Annotated in this window: 16 protein-coding genes; 11 read left to right on the forward strand and 5 right to left on the reverse strand. The window is 42.1% G+C overall.

The annotated features are described in order from the left end of the window. Window positions 1-4: 4 nt before the first annotated feature. The 10 genes from DM09_RS02980 (at window position 5) to coaE (ending at window position 14,983) form a co-directional block, all read left to right on the forward strand. On the forward strand, window positions 5-5,155 hold the full coding sequence (locus tag DM09_RS02980) for a tetratricopeptide repeat protein (protein WP_038247600.1): 5,151 nt from the start codon (window positions 5-7) through the stop codon (window positions 5,153-5,155). Between the two features lie 67 nt (window positions 5,156-5,222). Continuing rightward, window positions 5,223-5,759: a tetratricopeptide repeat protein gene (locus DM09_RS02985; RefSeq protein WP_038247601.1), complete on the forward strand. Its 537-nt coding sequence runs from the start codon at window positions 5,223-5,225 to the stop codon at window positions 5,757-5,759. Window positions 5,760-5,777: 18 nt separating this feature from the next. Continuing rightward, entirely contained in the window at window positions 5,778-6,815 is a 1,038-nt protein-coding gene (gene cobT, locus DM09_RS02990; RefSeq protein ID WP_051938023.1) for a nicotinate-nucleotide--dimethylbenzimidazole phosphoribosyltransferase, read from the forward strand. Between the two features lie 44 nt (window positions 6,816-6,859). Continuing rightward, entirely contained in the window at window positions 6,860-7,762 is a 903-nt protein-coding gene (locus DM09_RS02995) for a shikimate dehydrogenase family protein (protein WP_038247602.1), read from the forward strand. A gap of 1 nt (window position 7,763) precedes the next feature. Then, on the forward strand, window positions 7,764-9,461 hold the full coding sequence (gene pilB / locus DM09_RS03000) for a type IV-A pilus assembly ATPase PilB (RefSeq protein ID WP_038247603.1): 1,698 nt from the start codon (window positions 7,764-7,766) through the stop codon (window positions 9,459-9,461). 1 nt (window position 9,462) lies between these two features. Then, window positions 9,463-10,659, forward strand: coding sequence for a type II secretion system F family protein (locus tag DM09_RS03005; RefSeq protein ID WP_038247604.1), 1,197 nt, complete (start codon window positions 9,463-9,465; stop codon window positions 10,657-10,659). 14 nt (window positions 10,660-10,673) lie between these two features. After that, window positions 10,674-12,266 (forward strand): two-component system sensor histidine kinase NtrB, encoded by a 1,593-nt coding sequence (locus DM09_RS03010; RefSeq protein WP_051938025.1) that lies wholly within the window; start codon window positions 10,674-10,676, stop codon window positions 12,264-12,266. Continuing rightward, complete coding sequence (locus DM09_RS03015; protein ID WP_038247605.1) at window positions 12,259-13,623, forward strand: sigma-54-dependent transcriptional regulator; 1,365 nt, start codon at window positions 12,259-12,261, stop codon at window positions 13,621-13,623. The genes DM09_RS03010 and DM09_RS03015 overlap by 8 nt, the downstream gene beginning before the upstream one ends. Further along, on the forward strand, window positions 13,623-14,399 hold the full coding sequence (locus tag DM09_RS03020; protein WP_038247606.1) for a prepilin peptidase: 777 nt from the start codon (window positions 13,623-13,625) through the stop codon (window positions 14,397-14,399). Before DM09_RS03015 ends, DM09_RS03020 begins: the two co-directional genes overlap by 1 nt. Continuing rightward, window positions 14,396-14,983, forward strand: coding sequence for a dephospho-CoA kinase (gene coaE, locus DM09_RS03025; protein ID WP_038247607.1), 588 nt, complete (start codon window positions 14,396-14,398; stop codon window positions 14,981-14,983). The genes DM09_RS03020 and coaE overlap by 4 nt, the downstream gene beginning before the upstream one ends. 144 nt (window positions 14,984-15,127) lie before the next feature. Here the strand turns inward: coaE and DM09_RS03030 are convergent, their stop codons facing one another. After that, a complete protein-coding gene (locus tag DM09_RS03030) occupies window positions 15,128-16,297 on the reverse strand; it encodes a hypothetical protein (RefSeq protein WP_038247608.1) in 1,170 nt (389 codons plus the stop codon). A gap of 265 nt (window positions 16,298-16,562) precedes the next feature. Between DM09_RS03030 and purL the strand changes: the two genes are divergently transcribed. After that, entirely contained in the window at window positions 16,563-20,399 is a 3,837-nt protein-coding gene (purL, locus tag DM09_RS03035) for a phosphoribosylformylglycinamidine synthase (RefSeq protein ID WP_038247609.1), read from the forward strand. Window positions 20,400-20,467: 68 nt separating this feature from the next. Here the strand turns inward: purL and DM09_RS03040 are convergent, their stop codons facing one another. The 4 genes from DM09_RS03040 to DM09_RS03055 all read right to left on the reverse strand — a co-directional run bounded on the left by DM09_RS03040 (window position 20,468) and on the right by DM09_RS03055 (window position 26,142). Beyond that, the gene (locus tag DM09_RS03040) at window positions 20,468-21,190 is read right to left on the reverse strand and encodes an FHA domain-containing protein (RefSeq protein ID WP_038247610.1); all 723 of its coding nucleotides are present in this window, start codon (window positions 21,188-21,190) and stop codon (window positions 20,468-20,470) included. Between the two features lies 1 nt (window position 21,191). After that, complete coding sequence (locus tag DM09_RS03045; RefSeq protein WP_038247611.1) at window positions 21,192-22,004, reverse strand: Stp1/IreP family PP2C-type Ser/Thr phosphatase; 813 nt, start codon at window positions 22,002-22,004, stop codon at window positions 21,192-21,194. Continuing rightward, the gene (locus DM09_RS03050) at window positions 22,001-24,595 is read right to left on the reverse strand and encodes a CHASE2 domain-containing serine/threonine-protein kinase (RefSeq protein WP_038247612.1); all 2,595 of its coding nucleotides are present in this window, start codon (window positions 24,593-24,595) and stop codon (window positions 22,001-22,003) included. Before DM09_RS03050 ends, DM09_RS03045 begins: the two co-directional genes overlap by 4 nt. Window positions 24,596-24,702: 107 nt before the next feature. Continuing rightward, entirely contained in the window at window positions 24,703-26,142 is a 1,440-nt protein-coding gene (locus DM09_RS03055) for a TrkH family potassium uptake protein (RefSeq protein ID WP_198401646.1), read from the reverse strand. Window positions 26,143-26,149 lie beyond the last annotated feature (7 nt).

Raw genomic sequence — 26,149 nt, forward strand, 5'->3', positions numbered from 1 at the left:
TTGAATGAGCAACATGTTTAAACATTTAACCCAACAACTAAGTTTAGGTTTTGCCGTTGGTTTATCCTTGCTCGTCACTACCCCCATACAAGCAGCGCCCACAATTGTTGACAGTATTTCAGCCGACCAACTGACTGGCATTGCAAGCAACAATATTTCATCCCTCTATGCAGACCATGGTGTTTTATGGATCACAGACAAACGTAATATTGCCTACCAATGGCGTGTTGGCGAAGCACCTAGCGTATTCCAGAAGGGCAATGAAAAGCAAAAGTTTAACAGTTTAATACCTATCTCAGATCAACGTTTTGTACTTACAGACACACGCAATGCACATTTTTTGGTAAGCACCAAAGATAGTTGGAATAGTTTTGCGGAAGAAGGGGACCAAGAGGGTCAAATTGACAACCCCATTGCCGCAGCTTGGTCAAAACATGGCATTATATATATTGCCGACGCTGGCAATGACCGCATCTCAGCTTTTACCCCCGAAGGCTTGTTTTTATTCACTTTTGGTGATGATGCAGACAAAAATTCAGAAGACCTAAACTTAAAACATATCACGCATATTGCGGTTGACCGTCAAGGCAGAGTCTATGTATTGGATGAAACGGGTGGTGGCAGAATATCCATTTATTCGGCCCAAGGCGAATTGGATACTATCTTAGGCAAAGACGAGTTTAAACTCTTTGAGCATAACAATCCTAAACTCACGGCCATGACTGTGCGCCCAGATGGTGTATTGATTATTGCCGAAAAGAAAAGCGGGCACATTTTAGAAATTGATTGGGAAAACATGAAAGTTTTGTCTTCTTTTGGCACCAATGGCAAAGGAAGGGGACAGTTTCAACGTATAGGTAGCCTAGCACTGGATGTGGACGGTAAGCTGTATGTTGCTGATCAAGGCAATAAAAAAATTGAAATTTTCCAACTGGATTGGCAAGACACGGGGCACCTAAACCTCAAACAAGACCATATGAGCATACTGCCTTCTTCCGTATTGTTATCAGCTTGTGAAAAATCTTACATTTATAGTGCAGAACAAATTTTGTGCCTAAACAGCAAAAAAGACAGTGTTTCTATCCGTTCGCACGATGGTGTTGTGTTACAACAGTTAAATAGCAAGTTTAACGACCCTATTCAGGCTACTTTTGACCAAAATGAACTACTCATTTTAGATGATAAAGGGGTTAAAGTTTTTGATAAATCAGGAAAATTCAAGTTTGCCTTTGGCAGCAAAGGTCGGCGTGATGGTGATTTGTCCGATGCCTCATCCTTAACAGTAACCCCAGATGCTGTTTTTATTGCAGACACAGGCAACAAACGTATCCAAGTATTTAGTCGCAATGGTTTGTTTAAACAGTCCATAGGCAATACCAAAGGTGATACGACCACATTAAAAGAACCCACTGCTGTTGCCATTGGCAGCAATGGTCAAATCTATGTTGCCGATGCCGAGCTGCGACAAATTCTTGTATATTCCAACAAAGGCAAGCTGCTTAAACAATTGGGTTATCCCGCTGAGCATCGCCATGAATTTTTAACCATCCATGACATTATGACAACCCAAGGTAATATGTTGTATGCCATGGTTTCTACAGCCAACAACCCACTTAGCGTTTGGGTGTACCATAATAATCAATATGTTTATCGTTTTTCACCAAGTTCCCAACAGGCACAAGCTGGTTATGACAAACAATGGGCAATGGCAAACACAAAACTACAAGCCAATTCTGTCACCCAATTAAAAAGCTTGGCAAAACAAGCATTACAAAGCACTGTTAGTATCAACTTAGACCTTAGTGTAGAACCAACTTTAAGTTTATTTAAAGCATCCAGTAGCCTATTTGGTAATGATAACAACTGGATATTTAACCCTATCCCTTCCAAGCCCAATGTGATTACCATACTTGATACTGCAAACCATACTCGTCATACATTTATTGCCCTTTTCCCACCTAAAAAGGTGAGAAATATTAGCATCACGGGTGATGAAAAACAGGCACACCTACAATGGCTTGCAGCAAGCAATCATTTCACTGGTTATTATAATATTTACGGCCGCAAAGATATATCCTCACCATTCCAAATGGTACAACAGAGCATACAACCAGAAATCACACTTGACCGTGAAAAGTTTGCCTTTACAGAATATAGAGTGTCAGCATCTACACCACTTGGTAAAAACAGTGCACTATCTACAATTTATCAAGATGGTTTCTGGCTGGGTTACCGTGCTTTTATGGCTCATGATTATGAGCATGCCTTAGATTTATTAAGTGAAGCAACATTAGCTAACCCTAAACATGCACAAGCTTGGTTATATCTTGGCAAAACCCAAATGGCTCTGCACAACTTTGATGAGGCTAGTTTAACCTTTAAAAAACTTGGTCAATTTACAGATTGGCAACAACAGTCGATTTACCTTCAAGCTGAAGCTTTGATGCAAAAAGAAGCATGGCTGGATGTAAAATCTTTGGTTGACCATGCTGAAGCCAATGGAAATATTGATGCCTACTTATACAGTTTATCAGCATACGCATTAATGCAGTTGGATGATGTGCCCAGTGCTATTTATTATCTGAGCCAAGCTGTGAACCTTGAACCAACATCACCCACTTGGCATTTAGCGCTCGCCGATGCCAACTTTAAACTGGGTGCTGAGAAAGACGCAGCAGCTGAATTACTTTTAGCCACGCAACTTGCAGGAAACAACATCAATTCTTGGCTTGAAATTGCTAGAACATATACCAAATATCATATGTATGATGATGCTATTGTGGCTTATGAACGCGCATTACGCCTGGATGCAAAACACCCACAAGCACTACCAGAACTTGCCAAGCTACATTTGATAAAAGGCAACCTTGCAGATGCACGTTCATTGGCAACACGGATGTCGGGTATTCCTAAGCTTAAAAGCACCTCTTATTATATTCTAGGACAAGTCGCACTGGCCGAAGGCAAAGCCCCATTGGCTTTAGCCATGTTGGCAAAAGCTGGGCAAAGCGACCCAAACAATGCCAATATTTGGTTATCCATGGCAAATGCTTATGCCAAGCTCAACCAACCTGCACGTGAAACGGAGTTTCTCGTCAAAGCCAATGCTGTAGATGACAACAACTTTGATGTGCATATGCGGTTAGCCACGGCCTGTGAAGCCAAAAAAGATTTACCTTGTACGCGTAACCATTATAAACGTGCCATTACCATTGATAAATCCAATATCACAGCCCAACTGGGGTTAGCACGTACTGCCATTGCTATGGGTAAAATGATTGAAGCCAATCACCATGCTCTAGAAGCCCTCAAAATTAACCCTACATCAATTGATGCACACCTAGTGTTGGCAGAAGTGCAAAGTGCACGTGGTATGATTCCAGCCAGTATTGCCACGCTGAAAAAAGCTATGAGTATTGAAGAAGCCAATATGGACGTTTACCTTGCTTTAAGTAAAGCTTATATTGATAACCATATGTATGATGAAGCGATTGCGATTACAGACAAAGCTATGTTATTGGATGTACGCAACCCTGCACCGCTGATTTTAAGTGGTAATATATATCTCGCACGTCAATCCTTTGATTTGGCTATTTCTGCTTTTGAAAAAGCTGTAAACCTTGCCCCAGACAATGCTAAATACCGCCTACAACTTAACACTGCATATTTACAGAAAAAACGCTCGGCCGATGCTGGTGGTAATGTGGTGGGTTTAACACTGAACACACCACAATTCTCCCGCGTATTTTCCGCAGCCTACAAACAATACACTGATGTTCCTGTAGCCACTTTAAAAATCAATAATGCTGCTGGTGTTGATTACACCAATGTTAAAATTTCCTTTTTCGTGAAAGAATATATGGACTTTCCTACAACCACAGTTGTGGAGCGCGTACCTGCAGGTGGCGAAGTTGAAGTGCCTTTATTGGCTGCCTTTAACAACCGCATTTTAGATATTGATGAAGATACGGGTGTACAAAGTGAAGTGCGTGCTGAGTATTATTTATCAGGTAAACCACATGTGGATACGCGTCATGAAATCATGACGATTTATGGTAAAAATGCCATCACATGGAATAAATTGGAAATGGTTGGTTCTTTTGCAACACCAAAAGATGATGCCTTAGCCGTCTTTGTTCGTCAGCTGGTCAATACTTATACACCCAAAGGTGGTGCTGTAAACCCACGCGTTGCCAAAGCCATGACTGTATACAACGGTTTATCAGCATATGGTATCAAATACCTTGTTGACCCCAATACACCATACGGAAAACTAGGTGCAACCCAACTCGACACCGTACAATTTCCAAGGGAGACCTTAAGACAACGCAGTGGTGATTGTGATGACTTATCTATCCTTTTGGTCGCAGCTTTATCAAACCTAGGTATGGAAACCGCTATCTTAGATGTACCACAACATCTTTTAATGATGTTTAACACTGGTGTACCAGCCTCTCGCAGCGGTTCAATTAGCCTCAATGATAACGCCTTAGCGATTATCAATGATCAAGTCTGGATTCCATTGGAAGCCACGCTTATTGCCTCAAGTTTTAATGAAGCATGGGCAGAAGGTGCCAGAAAATATCACTTGTATGGTAAACAGGGTAAAATGAAGATTATGCCATTGGCAAAAGCTTGGGAGAGTTACCCTCCTGTAACCCTGCCACCTGCAAACTTTGCTTTAACCATTCCAGACCAAAACATTGTTGGCAGTAAAATCCAAAAAGAATGGGCAATTCTAGCCGTCAAAGCATTGGAACGTCAGGTGAGGCCGTATCGTATTATGTTGGCTCTCGATGCCAGCAATACCCAAGCACAGATGCAAATCGCCGTAGTTTATGCACGAAATGGTTTGTATGAACAAGCCGTGCAAGAATTGGAAAATATACGCCAGAAAGACCCCAATAACGTTGCCGCACTCAACAACTTAGGCAATATTTATTATATGCAACAAAACTATCAAAAAGCATTGCCAATGTATGAGCAAGCCGCAGCGGCAGCACCTAACAATGCAGATATCAGAGTAAATATTGCAATGCTCTATTATAAAATGGGTGATGCTTTGAAAGCTAAACTTGTATTTGATGAAGCAACAGCGCTTGATGACCAAATACCTAAGCGTTATGAACAGTTAGCATTCCTCTTACACCAGTAAGCATGACACAAATCACAGATTTATATATAGAAGTAACTATGATTCTACAATCAAAGGAGAAATAATCATGAAACACCTTATTATCATTTGCTTATCATTCGGGCTTATTTCAAGCCAAGCAATAGCAACGGAGAATATTGATAAAAGCAATACCTATCAGGTTGTTAAATCTGAACGTTCGTTTTTCAGTTCTTTGTGGAGTAAAATCAAACGTATTATTCCTAGAAAACATGCAGCCAATACCACTGCAACTGCGGTGATTGGTGTTCGAGGTGCCGAAACCACGGAAAGTGCGCTTAAACCACACTGGGAAGGTGACCTCTCATCAGATACTGCATTTCGCAATGATGTAAAACAATTTGAAGATGGAACCAAATTATGCGAGTCAGACACACCGCAGCAAGGTGAAGCGGTTTTTGAAGGTTTACTTAAATCCACAGGTAACGATATGCTTAAAGCCAATACATTGCTTGCCTTAGCATCGTGTTATGCTCAAAATGGTAATGAGGCTAAAGGTCGCGAGTATTTGCAAACCTTTACAACTCAATACCCAAAACACCCTATGTATGAAGAAATTAATACTTGGTTGTCTGCAGGGAAATAATAACTAAACTCGCACCGCATGACTATACAAGCATGGAACGCTGACATTGAGCAAGAAGCTCGCAACTACCAGAATACACTGACAAAACCGCAAGGTTCGCTCGGTCTATTAGAAGATATCGCCTGTTGGTTTGCTGCTCGTCAAGGTAAGTATATACCTGACAAACTCGTACCCCATATTACAATTTTTGCAGCCGATCATGGGGTAACAGATGAGGGTATTTCTGCATTCCCTTCTGTAGTCACCACGGAAATGCTCAAAAACTTTAGTCATGGTGGCGCAGCCATTAATGTTTTGGCAAAACAAGCTGATGCAACACTCGCTATTGTTGATGTAGGCGTGTTACTAGATACCCAAAATATCCAAGGCATCACACATGCCAAAGTGCGTGCAGGCACTGCCAATCTTAAAATTGAGCCTGCAATGACAACGGATGAATGTGCCCAAGCCATTCAGGTGGGTAGGCAAGAAGCAAAAAAAGCGATTGCCAATGGGGCAAACATCTTAATTGCTGGTGATATGGGTATTGGCAACACCACTGCGAGTGCCTGTCTGATTTGTTTGTTCACCCAACATAAACCTCAAGATATTGTCGGCAGTGGTACAGGCATTGATGCTAAAACCCAAGCACATAAAGTAGACGTCGTACAACAGACTTTAAGACGTATTCAAAACCAAGGCATACAAGCAGAAGCTTACTTGGCACAAGTTGGTGGTTTGGAAATTGCAGCGATTACAGGTTTTTATCTTGAAGCCGCTGAGCAAGGTATCCCTATTCTGCTTGATGGTTTCATTACAACAGCAGCAGCACTTGCTGCCCAGCAATACGAAGTGAATATTCAACAATGGATGCTGGCTAGCCACCAGTCACAAGAACAAGGGCATACACTTGCGCTCAAAAAACTACAGCTCTCACCATTGCTTAACCTACAGTTACGCCTAGGCGAAGGCTCGGGGGCAGCACTTGCCTTACCCTTATTACAATCTGCCATCGCTTTACACCGCGAAATGGCAACTTTTGAAAGTGCCAACGTGAGTGATAAAGACCCTATTTAATTACACTTTTTGACAATCGCCTTGGATTAATCTACGTTTAGAACATGACAGTAATCCATGGTAAAACATCCTTATATGGCATCATTGGTGACCCCATTAGCCATTCACTCTCACCACTTTTTCAAAATTATTTCCTAGAACAGGCCAAACAAGATGCTATCTATGCTCCATTCCATGTGCTTCCTGATACCCTTAATCTCGCTCTATTGGGTTTGCATGCATCACATATTCAAGGGCTGAATATTACGGTTCCGCATAAGGAAACAGCACTCGCTTTGGTGGATGCCGATGACGATGCACGCATGATTGGTGCAGTCAACACCATCAAACGTACAGTAAATGGATGGCTGGCCACCAATACTGACTGGCAAGGTTTTGCAGCCGTATTACAAGGAATTCAAGCTGATATGGGCAATGCGCCTGTGTTATTGTTTGGTGCAGGAGGCACAGCAAAAGCAGTGATTCATGCCCTAGTACAACAAGGTGCTAAGAAAATTTATATATGCAACCGCAGCATACAACGTGCTGAACAACTTATTCATCAAACAAAACGAAACTATGCTGTTGAAATCATACACCTTGCTTGGCAACAAGAAGATATAAATCGAGTATACACAGAATGTAAAACAATCATCAACACAACCAGTATTGGTTTAAAACAAAATGATACTTTTCCCTTCAGCATTACAGGCGTAGGCGTGGCCATTGATGCTGTTTACAAACCACAAGGAAAAACAGCTTTTACTGTGGCAGCAACTGCAGGCGATTATCACACAACAGATGGACTACCTATGTTGATTGCACAAGGTATTGCTTCTTTCGCTTTTTGGCATCACGAAGCTATACAATCTGGACATCTCAGCTTGCCAGATAAGTTAGAGTCACTACACTGGGTAGAGCGTCAATTAGCAAGACAGCCTTTAAACCTGCCCGGCTGGGGGACATGATATGATGAAAACGCGATTAGGTGATATTTTATTACGTAAAAATGCTATCACCCAAGAACAGCTTGAAGAAGCTATGAAAAATATGAAGTTAAATGGTGAAACATTAACGGCATCATTGGTCAAAGCGGGTGTTTTCACTGAAGATGAACTTGTCAAATTTATCAGTCAAACCTTTGGTCGCCCAGCTATTGATCTTAAAAGTTTAGATATTGACACTGAACTGACCAAAATTCCAGTTGATATGATGCTCAAAAACCATGCTATTCCTGTCAAACGTAAAGGAAATGTCATCACCCTTGCTGTCGCTGACCCCTATGACATTAACAGTATGGATGAAATGGCATTCATTGCGGGTAGTCAAATTGACGTGGTTATTGTCCGTGAAAGCGAACTGATTTCCAAACTCGAAGAAATTAGTCAAACAGGGCACGACTTAGAAGATGTGATGGCAGAAATGGGTGCCGATGACATGTCTGTTGTTGAAGCTGAAGAGTTTCAAGCCGATGAAAACACTCTCGCCTCAGCCAGTGAAGAAGCACCCGTAGTCAAATTGGTTAACCTTATTCTGCTTGATGCTATCAAACGTGGCGCATCGGATATTCATATCGAACCTTATGAAAAAGTTCTGCGCGTACGTTACCGTGTGGATGGTGTATTGCAGGAAATCATGCGCCCCCCCATGAATATGCGTGATGCTTTGGTATCTCGACTAAAAATCCAAGCTAAACTTGATATTACTGAGCGTAGAGTTCCCCAAGATGGCAGGATGAAACTCCGTTTATCCAAAGCGAAAACAGTCGATTTCCGTGTCTCTGTATTACCTACCCTTTTTGGTGAAAAAGTTGTGATGCGGTTATTGGATCAATCCAACCTACAAACTGATTTAACCAAATTGGGTTACGAACCTGATGATTTAAAAATATTCCAAGAAACCGTACAGCTTCCTTATGGCATGGTATTGGTTACAGGCCCCACAGGTTCGGGTAAAACGGTAAGTTTGTATTCAGCTGTGGCTGAAGTAAACAAACCTGGCATCAATATTTGTACGGCAGAAGACCCTGTAGAGTTTAACTTTATGGGTATTAATCAAGTGAATGTTAACCCTGCTATTGGCATGGACTTCCCTGCTGCACTCAAATCATTCTTACGCCAAGATCCTGATGTGATTTTGATTGGTGAGATTCGTGATTATGATACCGCAGCTATTGGTATTAAAGCCGCACTGACAGGGCACTTGGTATTGGCAACCTTGCATACCAATGATGCGCCATCCACCATGACACGAATGGTGAATATGGGCATTGAATCCTTCCTCGTTGGTTCTGCTGTGAATATGGTTACAGCACAACGTTTGGGTCGACGTATTTGTAGTGAATGCGCTGAGCCTATCAAGCTCGACCCGCATGCCTTGCTCAATGCAGGGCTAAAAAAAGAAGACTTGGATACATTCACACCCATGCAAGGTAAAGGTTGCACTATTTGCAATGGTACGGGTTACAAAGGCCGCGTGGGTATTTATCAAGTGATGCCCGTCTCAGACAATATTCGTGATGCTGTGTATGCTGGCAGAAACTCAGATGAGATTAATGAAATTGCCATTAGTGAAGGTGTAAAAACACTGCGCATGGCAGCATTGAACAAAGTAAAAGAAGGTGTTTTAACACTAGAAGAGTGCTTGCGTACCACCGTAGGAGATTGATATGCCCAAATTTATTTATACTGCAAAAAACAGACAAGGACGCGAAGTAAAAGGTGAGTTTGAGGCGGTTAATAAAGATGTTGCTATTGCAACCCTACGCAGACAAAGCCTTGCCGACATCAAAGTAAAGAAAAAACCCATTGAAATTCATATCGGCGGTGACCCCAAAGTTACTGAAAAAGATATCAGCATCTTTTTTAGGCAACTTTCCACCATGATTAATGCAGGTTTACCCTTGGTACAATGTTTCGAATTATTACAAAAGGGTACGGACCACAAAGGTTTGTTAAAACTATTCAATGGTATTCAAACAGAATTAGAAAGCGGCTGCCCTTTCGGTGAAACATTACGAAAATTCCCTAACGACTTTGATCGCCTCACCTGCTCATTGGTTGAGGCAGGTGAAAAAGGTGGTATTTTGGATACCATTCTTTTACGTATTTGTGAATACAAAGAGAAATCGTTAGCCCTAAAGGCAAAAGTTAAATCAGCCATGGTTTACCCTGCATCTATTTTGGTTATTTCTTTTATTGTAACTGCGATTTTAATGATTTTTGTGGTTCCCATCTTCGCAGAAATGTTCTCTAGCTTTGGTGCTGAGCTTCCTGCACCAACCCAAATTGTGATGGCAATATCCGATGGTTTTGTCGAATACTGGTATTTGGTATTTGGTGTACCTATAGCCATCGTTTTTGCGATTAAAGCTATTTATAAAACACCTGCAGGGAATTATCAGTTGGATAAACTGATGCTAAATTTACCTGCCATTGGTGATGTGCTTCGCAAAGGTGCGGTTGCGCGCTTTACGCGTACGTTTTCAACATTAAGTGCTGCTGGTGTACCCATTTTAGAAGCCATGGATACAGTGGCTGAGACATCAGGCAATGCAGTGATTGAAGAAGCTGTCGTCAATGCCAAAGAGTCCATCAGCCAAGGCCAATCTTTAAGCCAACCACTGGAAGAAAGTGGTGTTTTCCCAATCATGGTAACACAAATGATAGGTATCGGTGAGCAAACAGGTGCTATGGAAGAAATGTTAGGCAAGATTGCCGATTTTTATGAAGAAGAGGTTGATACTGCCGTTGATAATATGACAGCGCTTATGGAACCTGCCATTATGGCATTCCTAGGTGTTGTCATTGGTGGTCTTGTGATTTCCATGTATCTACCTATCTTCATGATGGCTTCGGTGGTATAAAATCACCTCCTACCATGTCTGTAACCACTGACTCTATTTTTCAAGGGTCTTATGAAAAAAGCCGCTTAAGTCGGCTGTTTATTGCCCGCAATATTGGTTTATTCATCCTTCTTGTCACTTTTTCTTGGTTTATCAAAGGAACCCAAGTCAACACACAAGTTGTGCTGCCAAGTGTTTTCTTGTTATGGTTGTTTCTGTTGGTTGCTCAGTGGATATTGCTACAGCAACTTAAACCGAATGTGTGGAACCTTCTTTTCCAGTTATGCTCTGACTTCATACTCATTGGTGTATTGATATTTAGTAGTGGTGGTATTGCCAGTCCTTTGGTTTTTCTTTTGGGCGTGATTATTATCATTGCAGGTGCTCAAGCGCGCGTATTACTTGTACTTACCACAGCTGTTTTGGCAGCCATGACATACCTTATTGCTATTTATATTTATGCCGCTTCGCAACATACAGCCATCACCGATGAACACACCCTAAAAATTCTACTACAAACGTCCCTATTTTTCCTTGCTGGCGGCATTATGGCGCTCATTGCTCGCCGCCATTCAAATTTACAACAAGCAGAGCACAGTGCAACCAAAGCACACAAGAAACTGCAAGCCTTAAATAAACAAATATTATATACCATGCAAGAAGGCATGGTTTTTTTAGACGATAGGCTCTACATCCATGATTATAATCCAGCTGCACAAACTTTATTAAACCTACAATCGAATTGCAGGGGAAAAGCTTTACATACTATCCTTCATACGTCTTCTGATATGTTGTACCGCATCATGAAAAGTGATTGTCAAAGTTTTAAGTCAGAACAAAAAAATGGTGATGAACACCTTCTTTTTAACCTCGTACATATTCGTGGCGAGCAAAATATGTGGTTAATGACCATCGTCAACATTACAGAAACGCGTAATTTAGAACAAAAACTTGCAGAACAAGATAAACTTGCATCTTTAGGGCAAATGGCATCCATGCTAGCCCATGAAATTCGTAATCCTATGCAAAGTATTGCCCAAGCCGTAGAGCTTATGGGCTTACAACAGCCCAATAATAACTTAGAACGTATTGTAACCGACGAAATATCCCGCTTAAACCGTTTGGTCTCGGATATGTTAAACTATGCTAGCCCCTTACAACCTCATGTTCAGCATGTATCTATTTTAAAGCTTCTACAAACCTCGGTTGCACATATTGATTTAAACAATCAATACCAAATCCAAATCAACTGCCCTGATCTGCGTATAAATATCGACCCCGACCATTTTCGCCTTGTCACGGACAACCTGATTCGCAACGCGGTACATGCTAGCCCCGAGCCAGCATCTATCATACTAACATTCAAACATCACAAAAACACTTGGAGCTTTAACGTACGTGACCACGGTAAAGGTATTCACGGCGTAATGCGTAAGAAACTCTTTGAGCCCTTTCAAACCAACCGAAAACAAGGTACTGGTTTAGGGCTAGCAACAGTATGGCAAGTATGCCAAGTTAACGGCTGGAGAATTACTTTGGATGAGACTATTCACGATGGTAGCTGCTTTGTGATAACATCCCAGCCGAACAGTCCACAGCAAGGAGAGAACAGAAAACAACATGGCTAATATTTTACTCCTTGATGACGAAGCGAATGTACGCGAAGTATTGTCGCTCTCCTTAGGCTCATTTGGTCATGATGTCACTAGCATTGCTACGCCTAATGAAGCAGTACAAATGTTAGAGCAGCAAACTTTTGATGTCGTCATCACCGATTTACGTATGGATGGTGAAGACAAGGGGTTGGATGTAGTTCGCCAAGCCAAAAGCATACAGCCGCATGTCATTGTTTTACTACTCACAGCCTATGCTAGCGCTGAAACAGCTGTTGAAGCCATGCGCAATGGTGCATTTGACTATATCACCAAACCCGTATCACGTACCGAGCTTGGCGATATTATCGAACGAGCCTTAGCGGCAAAAGATATCTCTCCAACCCATCAAAGCTTAGAAGAAACGATGGCAACAGCCGAGACAAAAGGCACATTGATTGGTGATTCCCATGTGATTCAACGTGTTCGAGATCGAATACAGCGCGCAGCAAAGCGTGACTTTACAGTGTTAATCACAGGAGAATCAGGTACAGGTAAAGAGTTGGCAGCCCGCCTTGTTCATGAGCAATCACCTCGAAATCATGGACCATTTGTGCCCGTACATTGTGGTGCGATTCCTGAAAACCTTTTTGAATCTGAACTATTTGGTTATGTAAAAGGCGCATTTACTGGTGCTGATTCTGATAAAACTGGTCTGGTTGAAAGCGCTGATGGTGGCACACTTTTCCTCGACGAAATTGGTGAAATGCCATTACTTATCCAGGTAAAGTTACTACGTGTATTACAAGATATGCGTGTGCGCCGTGTAGGAAGTGAACATGAAATTCAAGTTGATGTGCGTATTGTTGCCGCCACTAATCGCAATCTTGAAGCCGAAGTCCAAGCTGGAAATTTCCGAGAAGATTTATTTTATCGGCTTAATGTTATCCCTGTACATATGCCAAGCTTACGTCAGCGCAGAGAAGATATTCCCGCTTTAGTGCAAGCTTTGATGCAACGCTGCGGTGGTCGCAATGTATTTATCTCCGATGCCTGCATGCAAAAACTAAGTAATTTACCTCTTGCTGGTAATGTGCGTGAACTAGAAAATACCCTTCAACGCCTCTTGGCATTGTCTGATGACGATGCTTTGGATATCCATCTGATTGATGAACTACAAAACCCAAATGCAACACCAGAAATCAATCTCAATCATTTGCAAGAACAAGGTATATCTTTAGATACCCAACTTGAACACATTGAAAAAGCTTTGGTTGAAGAAGCCCTGGCTCAGACAAAGAATAATGCAACCCAAGCTGCCAAGCACTTGGGCATAAGTTTTCGTTCTATGCGTTATCGTATGCAAAAGTTAGGGCTGAAAGAGGAAAAATAATGGACTTACATCTATTCTCCGTCTTATCTTTTTCCATACTTGGTTTATTATTTGGTAGTTTTGCCAATGTTTGTGTGCATCGCATCCCCCGTGGTGAATCAATTGTAAGCCCTGGTAGCCAATGCCCAAACTGTCATACTGCTATTGCATGGTATGATAATATTCCTCTACTCTCATGGTTGTATTTGGGAAGAAAATGTAGGCATTGTTCCCATCCTATTACATGGCGCTACCCCTTTTTAGAACTTAGCATGGGTGTATTATGGGGGCTTATAGCGTGGTATATCCCATTTAACAGTTTGTACTTTGCGCAAGCTATTGTATTGGTTAGTTTATTATGGATTTTAACCTTAATTGATTTGGAAACATTTTTATTGCCCAATGCTTTAACCTTTCCAGGTATCGCTTTGGGTTTATTCTTTGCTTGGCAAGCAGGTTATATACAAGATGCTATCATGGGTGCTTTGGCAGGTTATGCTGTATTTTGGTTGGTTGCATGGTTATTTCTCAAAGCCACTGGGCGCGAAGGCATGGGGCAAGGTGACTTTAAATTACTTGCCATGTTGGGCGCTTTTATGGGCTGGCAAGCATTGCCATTCATTATTCTTTTATCATCGCTTACAGGGGCAATCATTGGTTCTATTGCACTTATATTAAGCAAAAAAGGTCTGCGTGCAGAAATACCCTATGGTCCATATTTAGCAGTAGCAGGTGTGATTTGGTTCTTTTGGTCTAGCCCGATACTCAAAGCATACCAAGCTTATTTAGGCGAATGACCCTTTTTTATGGCTTAACTGGCGGTATTGGAGCAGGCAAATCAACTGTGGCCAAGATGTTTGCCGATTGGGGTGTACCTACCCTTGATTTGGATGAGGTTGGTAAAATATTATTAGATGAACCTCAAGTTCAACAGCAATTAGTTGATGCATTTGGCTTAGAAATACTTCAAGACAATAAAATAAACCGAGATCAATTGCGTACTATTGCTTTTCAATCTAAGCAAAACACAAAAGCACTCAATGGCATTATGCACCCTACAATCCGAAAGGCTGAAATGATTTGGCGTGAGAAACAAAATGCACCTTTTGCCATTATTGAAGCATCCGTTTTGATTGAGTCGGGTGATATAAACCGTATGAGTGGGTTAATTGTGGTGCTCACGAATATAGGAATACGCAAACAACGTGTGTTAGCACGCGGCAAACAAGATTCATCCATGTTTACAGCTATTCTACAAAAACAGTGTAGCGATGAACAACGAAAACAAATGGCTGATTATACCATCCATAACAATAGTGATTTACAAGCTTTACGGCAACAAGTAGACATCCTATACAAGCAATTACAACAGACAACCTAACCCACTCTCATATCAAACAAAGTTAAGATACCTGTGGTATCTTAACATGAATCACGCTTAACCAAAATAATAACCAAAGCATAAAAAAAGGGAGCCCTAAGGCTCCCTTTCTCAAGTCATTACAACTTTTAGCTTTAAACTAACTTAGATAAGTAGTTCGAAGTCAAGAAGTGTAGTTTTTGTTTTTGATGCAGGAGTAACACCAAATGCAGAGGTTTTTTCTTCATTGTATGACAATGATACTACAAAGTTTTGGTAAGCTTCCCACTCAACACCAACAAGTGTTTTGTCAATTGTGAAATCTGCTTTATCTTGACCAAGACCAGCCAAGAAGATCAAGTTATGTGTTGGTTTTACAGTTGCACGGAAAGAATAACCAGTACGGTCACTTGTAGCTGTTGCATAAACATTTGTAGCAGACTTAGGTGCTGTAGCATAATCAGCAAATACACCGATTTGCATATCGCCTACTTCACCAAATGCTTGAACATCAATACCAGTACGTTTAGTATCAATGTTGTTCTGAGAACCCGTTACAGCAATCGCACCAAGACCAACTTCCCAGTCACCTGCTTCTAAGAAGTAGTTACCACGAAGTACTGGAGCTAATGTGAATCCAGTTCCAACACCAGTAGCACCAGAAGCAACATCAACCATTGCCAATTGTGCAGCCCATGCGTCAGTACCAACCCAACCAGTTACACCAACACCACCTGCAAGACCAGCCATTGCACCATTGATTGTTAGTGATTTACCACCAAGCAAACCACCATGTTGACCCCAAACAGACATCAATTGAAGACCAGAATCTTCACCGAAGCCATCAGCCCAAATTGTAGCACCAACTTTCATGTCGCCCATGTCCCAAGAATTGAACAATTGAACATTTGCATAAGGTTGACCACCGCCTGCAACATCAGCAGCTGCGAATTCAATGAATACACCAGTGTGCTCGCCACCACGACCACCAACCATGAATACTTGGTCAGCGAAGCCAATTGAATTGGCTTTTGTTGTACCATTATCTACACTTTGAAATTGAGGACGAACCATTGCAGTCCAGTTTACTACTGCTGGAATTGAAAGACCTTCATCTTCAATCAAAGCTTGGTCTCCAACGTCAGTCAATGCGCCCATTTTAAAAGCACGACCATACGCGTTCAAAGTTGGGAATGATTGGAAATGACATGCTAGGCAAGCAGAACCAGTTTGGCGTGCAAACGCCGGAATAGCTTCAGAAGTTGTTGGAGCGACTGATACAGAAGCAACAGCAGCAACAGCTAGAGAAGCAGCAGAAAGAATAATTTTCTTCATGTTTAACATCCTATTGTTTTTTTATTTGGCTCGCCCGAAAGTGAACCAGTGTTTTTTGTTTGCAATTTCCTCCCGATAATTCCTTAGGCAAAGCCTTAAGCCTCATTGGTCTCCCATTGCAACGCTGCGAAACATCACCGCAAACATGTCATGCGTCAATTGAGCACTTTAAAACATGTGTATTTTTGACACACCTTGTTTTTCTTTAAGTATAGCAACAAAACATGAATGTCGAAATTTATGGTTTAGCCATTAGACTGCCGCCATGTCTGAATCCAATCCTAACTCACTTATCATCTTAAAAGGTCAAAATGCACTATCTGCATTTCGCGCCAGTAAACTCAGTGCATCACTTGGCACTACACAATTATCAGCCCATTACATCTATATCATAGAAACCTCAGCACAGTGGTCGGAACAAAATATAGACACATTAAATAAACTCTTGGGTTGCCAAACACAAAAATTTAGCAGCCATGGTATGTATCTCGTAACGCCTCGCATTGGTACGATTTCACCTTGGTCTAGCAAAGCAACGGATATTGCAAACATTTGTGGATTAGATGCTTTAATTCGTATTGAACGTGGTATCGCCTATGATATTGAAGGTGAAGAAAACACCATTATACCCTTGATTCACGACCGCATGACAGAGTCTGTTTTACGAACCACTGACGACTTAAAGCTATTGTTTCAGCACCAAGCTCCACAGCCATTAACCCGCATTGATATCTTAAAAGACGGACGAAATGCGTTAGAAGCTGCCAACACAACATTGGGTTTGGCGCTCGCTGAAGATGAAATTGATTATTTACTTGAAAACTTTTTAGCCCTCAAACGTAACCCTACTGATGCTGAATTGATGATGTTTGCCCAAGCCAACTCTGAGCATTGCCGCCATAAAATCTTTAATGCGGACTGGAAGATTGATGGTGAAACCAAAGACATATCTTTGTTTGGCATGATTCGTCATACCCACCAAACATCACCACAAGGCACAATTGTCGCCTATGCTGACAACTCATCGGTGATTGAAGGTGGCAAATCCAAACGTTTTTATCCTGACACAAACAAAGTCTACCAAGCGCATGATGATGTTACTCATATCTTGATGAAAGTGGAAACCCATAACCACCCTACTGCCATTTCCCCATTTGCTGGTGCTGCCACAGGTTCTGGTGGTGAAATCCGCGATGAAGGTTCAACGGGCATTGGTTCTAAACCCAAAGCGGGTTTAAGTGGTTTTACCGTATCCAACTTACAAATTCCTAATTTTGAACAGCCTTGGGAAACCCATCATGGGAAACCTGAACGTGTGTCTTCAGCTTTGGACATCATGTTAGATGGCCCCATCGGTGCTGCGGCATTTAATAACGAATTTGGTCGTCCGAATATCAATGGTTATTTCAGAACTTATGAGCAAGAAGTGGCAGGCGAACTTAAAGGCTACCACAAACCCATCATGTTAGCAGGTGGTGTGGGCAATATTGATGCCCGTCATGTGAACAAAGATGAGGTCCCTGCTGGTTCTTTAATTATTCAACTGGGTGGCCCTGCTATGTTGATTGGTTTGGGGGGCGGTGCAGCATCCAGCATGGATACCGGTGCCAATGCTGAAAACCTTGATTTTGACTCTGTGCAACGGGGTAACCCAGAAATGGAACGGCGTTGCCAAGAGGTGCTCGACCGCTGCTGGCAGCAGGGCGATGACAACCCCATTTTATTTATCCATGATATCGGTGCTGGCGGGTTATCTAATGCTGTACCTGAGTTAATTCATGATGCTGGGCGCGGTGGTAAGTTTGATTTACGCAATGTGCATAACATGGAAACCAGTATGAGCCCTATGCAAATTTGGTGCAATGAGGCGCAAGAACGTTATGTGCTTGCCATTGCTCCTGAATCTTTACCGGCATTCACTGCGATGTGTGAACGCGAGCGTTGTTTATTTGCCGTGCTTGGTGAAGCAACTGATGATGGGTATTTGCATGTTGATGATTCGCTATTGGGTGATGCACCTGTTGATTTACCGTTGGATGTATTATTGGGTAAAGCACCCAAAATGTTACGTGATGTGCAACATGCACAGCCTAAATCTACCCCACTACCCAATCATATGAACATCAAAGAAGCAAGCTTGCGTGTGCTTCGTTTACCTTCTGTTGCAAGCAAAGAATTCCTTATCACCATTGGCGATAGAAGTGTCACAGGTTTGGTTGCTCGCGACCAAATGGTTGGACCTTGGCAAGTACCCGTGTCTGATGTTGCTGTCACAGCCTCTGATTTTAGCAACCACACTGGCGAAGCCATGGCTATGGGCGAACGTACACCTATTGCTGTGTTGAATGCTGCCGCCTCTGGGCGTATGGCAGTAGGCGAAGCTTTAACCAATATTGCTGCGGCATCTATTGCGAAGCTGGGTGATATTAAATTATCCGCCAATTGGATGGCAGCTTGTGGTCATGAGGGTGAAGATGCTGCATTGTATGATACAGTTAAAGCTGTAGGTATGGAATTATGCCCTGCTTTAGGCATTTCTATCCCCGTAGGTAAAGACTCTTTATCCATGAAATCCACATGGTTTGAAGGCGAAACCAAAAAAGAAGTGGTTTCTCCACTTTCACTGGTTGTATCTGCTTTTGCACCCGTCACGGATATTCGCAAAACACTTACCCCTCAATTGCGCACTGATATGGGTGACACTGACCTTATCCTGATTGACTTAGGTCAAGGTCAAAACCGCTTGGGCGGCTCATGTTTGGCACAGGTCTATCAAGCCACTGGTGAAACAACGCCAGACCTTGATGATGCATCCATGTTTGCCAGCTTCTTCAATGCGATTCAAAAGCTAAACCAAAATGATTTACTGCTGGCATACCACGACCGCTCAGATGGTGGTTTATTCGCAACCCTCGCAGAAATGTGTTTTGCTGGTCGCACAGGCATTGATATTTATCTGGATGAACTAGGGCATGACAGCTTATCCATCCTCTTTACTGAAGAGCTTGGTGCCGTGATCCAAATCCAACGCAACCACAGAGAAAAAGTATTGCAAACACTTGAAAAGGAAGGGTTAGGTCATATCACACATCTCATTGGCAGCACCAATGATGATTTGCAATTGCACATGGTTTACAATCATCAAACGGTATTGGATGAACCTGTTCTAGATCTGCAACAAATATGGTCAGAAACTTCATACCAATTGGCAAGCTTGCGTGACAACCCTGAATGCACCAAACAAGCTTTCGATGCTATCAACAACCCTGATGACCAAGGTTTATTTGCTGATTTAACCTATGATGTATGTGAAGACATAACAGCGCCCTTTATCAATCATACACGACCTAAAATAGCAGTATTGCGCGAACAAGGCGTGAATGGACAAGTTGAAATGGCTGCCGCATTTGATAAGGCAGGATTTACATCTGTAGATGTTCACATGTCCGACTTGATTGAAGGACGTGTATCATTAGAAGATTTCCAAGGGCTTGTCGCTTGTGGCGGGTTTTCATTTGGTGATGTGTTAGGTGCAGGTCGCGGTTGGGCAAACTCGATTCAATTTAACCCACGCGCAGCCGAAACATTCCAAACATTCTTTCATCGTGATGATGTATTTGCCTTAGGTGTATGTAATGGTTGCCAAATGATGAGCCAGCTCAAAGAAATGATTCCAGGTGCCGAACATTGGCCAAGCTTTGAACGCAATATTTCCGAACAATTTGAAGCACGTTTACTGATGGTTGAAGTCATGGATTCCCCATCCATTCTGATGCAAGGTATGCAGGGCTCTAAATTACCGTTGGTGGTGGCGCATGGTGAAGGTCGCGCTATGTTTAAACACGATAACCAACAACATGTTGCGGCATATTTGCGCTACATCGATGCGAAAGGGCAAGCTGCAACAACTTACCCCGCCAACCCCAATGGCTCACCTGATGGTTTAACTGGATTTAGCTCCACAGATGGACGTTTTAATATCATGATGCCACACCCCGAGCGTTTATTCCGAAACAGTCAGTTTTCTTATTACCCTGAAACGAACCAAGAACAAGGTGCTTGGTTACGTATGTTCCAGAATGCAAGGCTCTGGTTAGCTTAAATCAAAAAAGCCTCTGATAATTTATATTATCAGAGGCTTGATGTTGAGTGTTATTGATTAGGTACACTTTATTTCTTAATAAAGAATTCCAGCTTGGTATCACTTAATTCAATAATATCACCATCTTTTAATACACGCGGTGAACTTCCAACCACCTCACCATTAACTTTTAACTTACTTATCCCTTCAAGGTAAGTGATATGGTAACCTGTAGGTCTGCGAGTAATGACAGCCGCTTGTTTACCCACAAGTAAACCCTTCACCTTAATTTTACAGCCATCACCCTTACCAATACTGGTAAGCGATGATTTCAGCTCAACCACCTTACCCATTAATGGGCCTGAAATATATTGAACCTTAGCCAAAACCATAGGTGAAGCGATAGAAGGTCTTGCTGATGCACCACCTTGTGTCATCATCTCTTCTCGTGCAGCTGAACTGATAATCATGGTTTTATCCATATCATCTTCCTCAACTGGTGCTGCAACTGGACTTTCATTTTCAAGAGCTACAAATGTTAAGGTATGTTTACCCACTGTAATCACATCCCCATTATTCAGGATATGTTTCGATGTTTCTTGTCCATTAACTAGGGTACCATTGGTACTCCCCAAGTCTTCAAGAATAACTTTTTTACCAATTTTTAATACTCTGGCATGTTTACTACTCACTGCCAGATTATCAATATGAATTGTATTCTCAGGTTTTCGCCCAATCGTTGTTTCTTCTTGATCGAGCTCAAACTCAGAAATAACCGTATCTTTGAACTTCAAAATAAGCTTGGTACTCATCTTATTTCCCTCCAAATAGTCGCGAAAACAAACCTTTCTTACGCGACGTTGAACCTTTGACTCGAATCAATATGACTGAAATATTATCTGGGCCACCTGCATCATTGGCCAAATCAATCAGTGTTTGTGCGGCTACATCCAAATGATTTGCATGTTCAATCATGGTCAAACGAATCGCTTCATCGGGCACCACATCCGTTAAACCATCCGAACACATCATATAAATGTCGCCTACACGTGTAATTTCTTCAACAACATCAGCTTCAACATCTTTCTCAACACCCAAAGCTCGCGTCACTAAATTCTTAATCGATGAGTTTCGTGCATCTTCAGCAGTAAGTAAACCACGTCGCACTTGCTCTTGTATTAAGGAATGATCTTCTGTGACGTGGGTCAAGTATTCATCACGTAATAAATACATACGCGAATCACCAACATGTGACACTGCCACCCTGTCACCATAAAACAAAGCAACCACCAATGTTGTACCCATACCTGCGCACTCAGGTTTAGCTTCGGCTGTTTCAATAATCACATTATTGGCAGTGACTGCTGCTTTACGGGCTAAAACCGCTTCTTTTGAAAAACCTGTTTCTTCATCAAGTTCACCTTGGGGAAACCTTTGAATGCCATCTTTTAACAAACGCATGACCAAATCCACAGCCATTGCACTGGCTACTTCACCAGCATTATGCCCACCCATTCCATCTGCTAAAATTGCAATTCCATTTGCTACATCAATGCCAACACAGTCTTCATTGTGGTCTCTCTTCACGCCCACATCTGTGACAGCAATCATCTCAAGTGCACTCATTTCTTACCATCCTTTGCCGCCATTACTTTCAGGCATGCAATAATTCCTCGAATTACTGCACCACCATTGGGCAAGCGTTTATCTGGGTTCTTTTCTAACATATCATTAATCAACGTACTTACCTCTTGGGGTAAGTTAGGGTCAAACTCGCGAATATCAGGGTGTGGTTCATTGGCAATCTGAAACAATAATGTTGCCATGGAATCCCCTTTAAACGGTCGTTTTCCCACCAACATTTCATACAACATCACACCCAAAGAAAAAATATCCGAACGCCCATCAACGTGTTTTCCTGAAAGTTGCTCAGGGGACATATATGAAGGTGTACCCAATACAATACCTGTTTTGGTCTTGCTTGATGCAGTAATACGCGCAATACCAAAATCCGTTACTTTTACTGTTTTATCTTTAAGTAACATAATATTGGCAGGTTTAATATCCCTATGCACCACATGTTGCTGGCTTGCATAATGCAATGCTTCTGCCACTTTGCCAACAATCTTTAAGGTTGCCATTTGCGGCAATAGCTTGCCTTTTTTCGTATATGGTGCCAAATCAGTACCATCCAAATATTCCATAGCGATAAAAGCAAGGTCATGTTCTTCACCTGCATCATACATGGTGACAATATTCGGGTGATTTAACATACCAGCCGTTTCTGCTTCACGAAAGAACCTGTCTTTCACATCTTGCAGCTCATCACCCTCAAATTCTTGTGATAATGCCATGGTTTTAATCGCTACATCACGGTTAATTTTCGGGTCTTTACCCAAATATACTGTGCCCATTGCACCTTTGCCGATTTCCTTCACAATTTCATAGCGACCCAAAGTAGGTTTTGCACCACCCGTAATCATCAGGGTTCCCATACCGCCACCTGCACCACTACCACCAAACACCATGGATTCCCCAGCATCTTTGGTGCGCTCCATACGCTGTTTCACATCTTTGAATTTAGGATTATGCTCTAAAATGTACTCATAAACTGCCGCTGCTTTATTAAACTGACGTTTACGTTCAAAATCGAGGGCTAAGGTATACATACCCTCTAAAATATCATCTGCTGGTGGACATTTTTTAAACTTATCAAAAGCCATGTCCAACATGCCTTGACTCTGAAAGGACAAGGCTAACATTTTATTGGTTTCAGCAGATTCTGATGAAATCTTTGCTCTATCATCTTCACTGGCAGAGAAGCGTTTAATGGTTAAAATCACATAACCCACAAGCAATAGGCTTGCAGCAGCAATGGTTGACACCCACAAACCGCTATCAACCAAAGACACATACGTATAACCAAGAATCACCAACAAGGAGCTAAAAGTTACCAGCGTACCCAACAAGGCACTCAACCTTGGCAAGACAACCGCCAAGTAGAAACCTACTGCAAGCAATAAGACAAGTCCTACAATACCTGCCCATTCAGGTGTGGTGATAAAACTACTATTAAGCAAACTTTCTATCACATTCGCATGATAATCCACAGCATTCATATCATTGCTTACTGGCGTTTGGTAACCTTCACCAATACCAACGGCTGTTACACCAATAAGTACAATTTTATCCTTAAATACATCTAAGGGCACTTTACCTGCTTTTAAATCATAAAAAGAAACATGACGAAATGCCTGCCCTTCTTTATCACCTAAATCCGCATAAAACTTTGGTGCAACCTGCATCACGTCATCCGTTGGAATCACCAAAGCACCCAGCTCTACGCTCTGCCCTATATTCACCAACACATCATTCATGGTTAGGTTTAAATCATGCGCCACCATTGCCAATGACATTGACGGCAAGAATTTGCCGTAATATTCAACAATTAAAGGTTCTGAGCGAAGCACACCATCCAAACTGGGCAAAACATTAAGGTAACCAATACCTGTAGACACTTGGGACAACTTGGCAAAAGGGTAAGATAACTTCACCGCACTAATCGGTGGTGCAGAAGCATCAACATCACCAATATTTTCAATCGCCATCCGTGAAATATAGGGTGGCAACGTACTATCAGGTCGTCCAAAAGCGTCCCCTGCCTCATAAAACATAGGCATAAATACATTACCCGCGTGTTGAACTGCTTTCACTAACCTCGCATCGCCATTTTTAGCCATGGCTTCTGCAACAACTTTATCAGCTTGTAATAACTTGGCATCTGCCTGCGCAAATTTGGCATCTGCTTCTGCTCCACGGCCTTGCGCTGCCAAAGCATCAGCTTCTGCAAGCAATGCATCACCTTGTTCTTGTAAGAGATCTGCCAACTTCAAGGCTGCATTATTGCCATTATCAGCTTGTTCTTCGCTATAAAAAACATCAACACCAATCATGCGAACTTGCGCTTGGCTCAAGGTTTCAATCATATCCGCCATTTCTGTGCGAGGCCATGGCCAGCGACCAATTAAATCAATCGATGCATCATCAATATCAACAATGACAATACTATCATCGGCAGGTTGCGCACTGGTTTCTAAAGCAAAATCATAAACTGAAAACTCAAGGTTTTTAATGATTGATGAATCATACGCAGCAAAAAAGACTAGCGTAAGCACTAACCCCAAAAACCAATCTGTTTTCCAAAATGCTCTTTTCACAAAAACGCATCCCCTAAATAATGTTTAAGTCACTCATAAATAAGTATATTTAGACGGTACAATAGACGAATTAAACGCATATAGCCAACTTTACGAGATATAAAAGCTCATTTTCGCCAGAATTCAGGCACTAGCAATACAAAAAATGTAAAAATCTCCAATCTTCCCAATACCATACCAAACATCAGAACTGCTTTGGCAGTGTCGGGTAGCATTGCATATGTTGAAGCAGGACCTACATCACCAAAACCTGGCCCTGCATTAGTAATTGTTGCTGCAGAAGCAGAGATTGCAGTCAGTATATCTACACCCGTCATCGCAACCAAAACAGCAATAACGATAAAACATACAATATACAATGCAAAAAAGCCCCATAAAGCCTGAACAACTGAACCTTCCACACTTTTATTGCCGACTTTAACATGCAGCACAGCATGCGGATGAATCAAGCGCCGAACCTCTCGTATACCTTGCCGAAAAAGCAATAAAATCCGAACCACCTTCATTCCACCTGCCGTCGAACCTGAGCAACCGCCTACAAACATGACAATGAGAAAAAACAAAGACGTTGCTGGCGGCCAAAGCCCATAGTCACTCACGGCAAAACCTGCAGAAGTGGAAATCGAAACAATATTAAAAACCACCTCATTCCATTCACCCTTACCTGAACTAACCGTCAATACACCAACGATGAGAATGATGCTTGCCAACCACTTAAAATAGGTCATCAACTCATCATCTTCCAAATAGGTTCTTAGCGTAAAACCGTTACGTAATGCCATAAAATGTAAGGTGAAGTTAACAGCTCCCAAAATCATGGTAACCACAATCACACCCCGAATCCATAGCGATGAAAAATGCCCTACACTGGCATCATGCGTAGAAAATCCGCCAGTGGACACCGATGTCATGGCGTGATTAAGCGCATCAAACCAGCCCATACCAGCTAGTTTTAAAGCAATGGTTGCCATCACTGTGGTAGCCAAATAAAGCAACCACAATACTTTGGCTGTTTCTGTCACACGGGCAGTCAGCTTGTCTTTCACTGGCCCTGGAGTTTCAGCTTTGAACAACTGCATACCACCCACGCCCAAAAGTGGCATGACTGCCACAGCTAAAACGATAATTCCCATACCCCCCAGCCACTGCTGCATAGAACGCCAAAATAAAATCGCATGAGGCATGTTATCCAAACCCGTCAATACTGTTGCACCTGTTGTGGTCAAACCTGATGTTGATTCAAACAAAGCATCAACCACTGTCTTACAAGTACCTGTCGTCAAAAAAGGGATAGCTCCCAATACCGATAAAACCACCCATGCCAAAGCCACAATCAGGAACCCGTCCTTATGACCCAACTGTTTGGGAGCTTCTCCTGCCCAACTCACCATAGAAATGCCCAGTATTAACACCAACACACCTGCTAAAATAAACTGATCCGCATGACCTGAGTCATAATATAATGCAACCAGAGCAGGAAACATCATGCCGCCTGCAAACAAACAGACCAGCACACCCAATGTCCAAACAATACCTTTAAGATGCATGATTTAC

Source organism: Ghiorsea bivora (assembly GCF_000744415.1).
In the GTDB taxonomy this organism is placed as follows: domain Bacteria; phylum Pseudomonadota; class Zetaproteobacteria; order Mariprofundales; family Mariprofundaceae; genus Ghiorsea; species Ghiorsea bivora.

Excerpts from the sequence above, each read along its gene's own strand:
- DM09_RS02980 (WP_038247600.1), top strand. The coding sequence starts at position 5 with ATGAGCAACATGTTTAAACATTTAACCCAACAACTAAGTTTAGGTTTT.
- DM09_RS02985 (WP_038247601.1), top strand. The coding sequence starts at position 5,223 with ATGAAACACCTTATTATCATTTGCTTATCATTCGGGCTTATTTCAAGC.
- DM09_RS02995 (WP_038247602.1), top strand. The coding sequence starts at position 6,860 with ATGACAGTAATCCATGGTAAAACATCCTTATATGGCATCATTGGTGAC.
- cobT (WP_051938023.1), top strand. The coding sequence starts at position 5,778 with ATGACTATACAAGCATGGAACGCTGACATTGAGCAAGAAGCTCGCAAC.
- DM09_RS03020 (WP_038247606.1), top strand. The coding sequence starts at position 13,623 with ATGGACTTACATCTATTCTCCGTCTTATCTTTTTCCATACTTGGTTTA.
- coaE (WP_038247607.1), top strand. The coding sequence starts at position 14,396 with ATGACCCTTTTTTATGGCTTAACTGGCGGTATTGGAGCAGGCAAATCA.
- DM09_RS03030 (WP_038247608.1), bottom strand. The coding sequence starts at position 16,297 with ATGAAGAAAATTATTCTTTCTGCTGCTTCTCTAGCTGTTGCTGCTGTT.
- DM09_RS03045 (WP_038247611.1), bottom strand. The coding sequence starts at position 22,004 with ATGAGTGCACTTGAGATGATTGCTGTCACAGATGTGGGCGTGAAGAGA.
- purL (WP_038247609.1), top strand. The coding sequence starts at position 16,563 with ATGTCTGAATCCAATCCTAACTCACTTATCATCTTAAAAGGTCAAAAT.
- pilB (WP_038247603.1), top strand. The coding sequence starts at position 7,764 with ATGATGAAAACGCGATTAGGTGATATTTTATTACGTAAAAATGCTATC.
- DM09_RS03040 (WP_038247610.1), bottom strand. The coding sequence starts at position 21,190 with ATGAGTACCAAGCTTATTTTGAAGTTCAAAGATACGGTTATTTCTGAG.
- DM09_RS03005 (WP_038247604.1), top strand. The coding sequence starts at position 9,463 with ATGCCCAAATTTATTTATACTGCAAAAAACAGACAAGGACGCGAAGTA.
- DM09_RS03015 (WP_038247605.1), top strand. The coding sequence starts at position 12,259 with ATGGCTAATATTTTACTCCTTGATGACGAAGCGAATGTACGCGAAGTA.
- DM09_RS03055 (WP_198401646.1), bottom strand. The coding sequence starts at position 26,142 with ATGCATCTTAAAGGTATTGTTTGGACATTGGGTGTGCTGGTCTGTTTG.
- DM09_RS03010 (WP_051938025.1), top strand. The coding sequence starts at position 10,674 with ATGTCTGTAACCACTGACTCTATTTTTCAAGGGTCTTATGAAAAAAGC.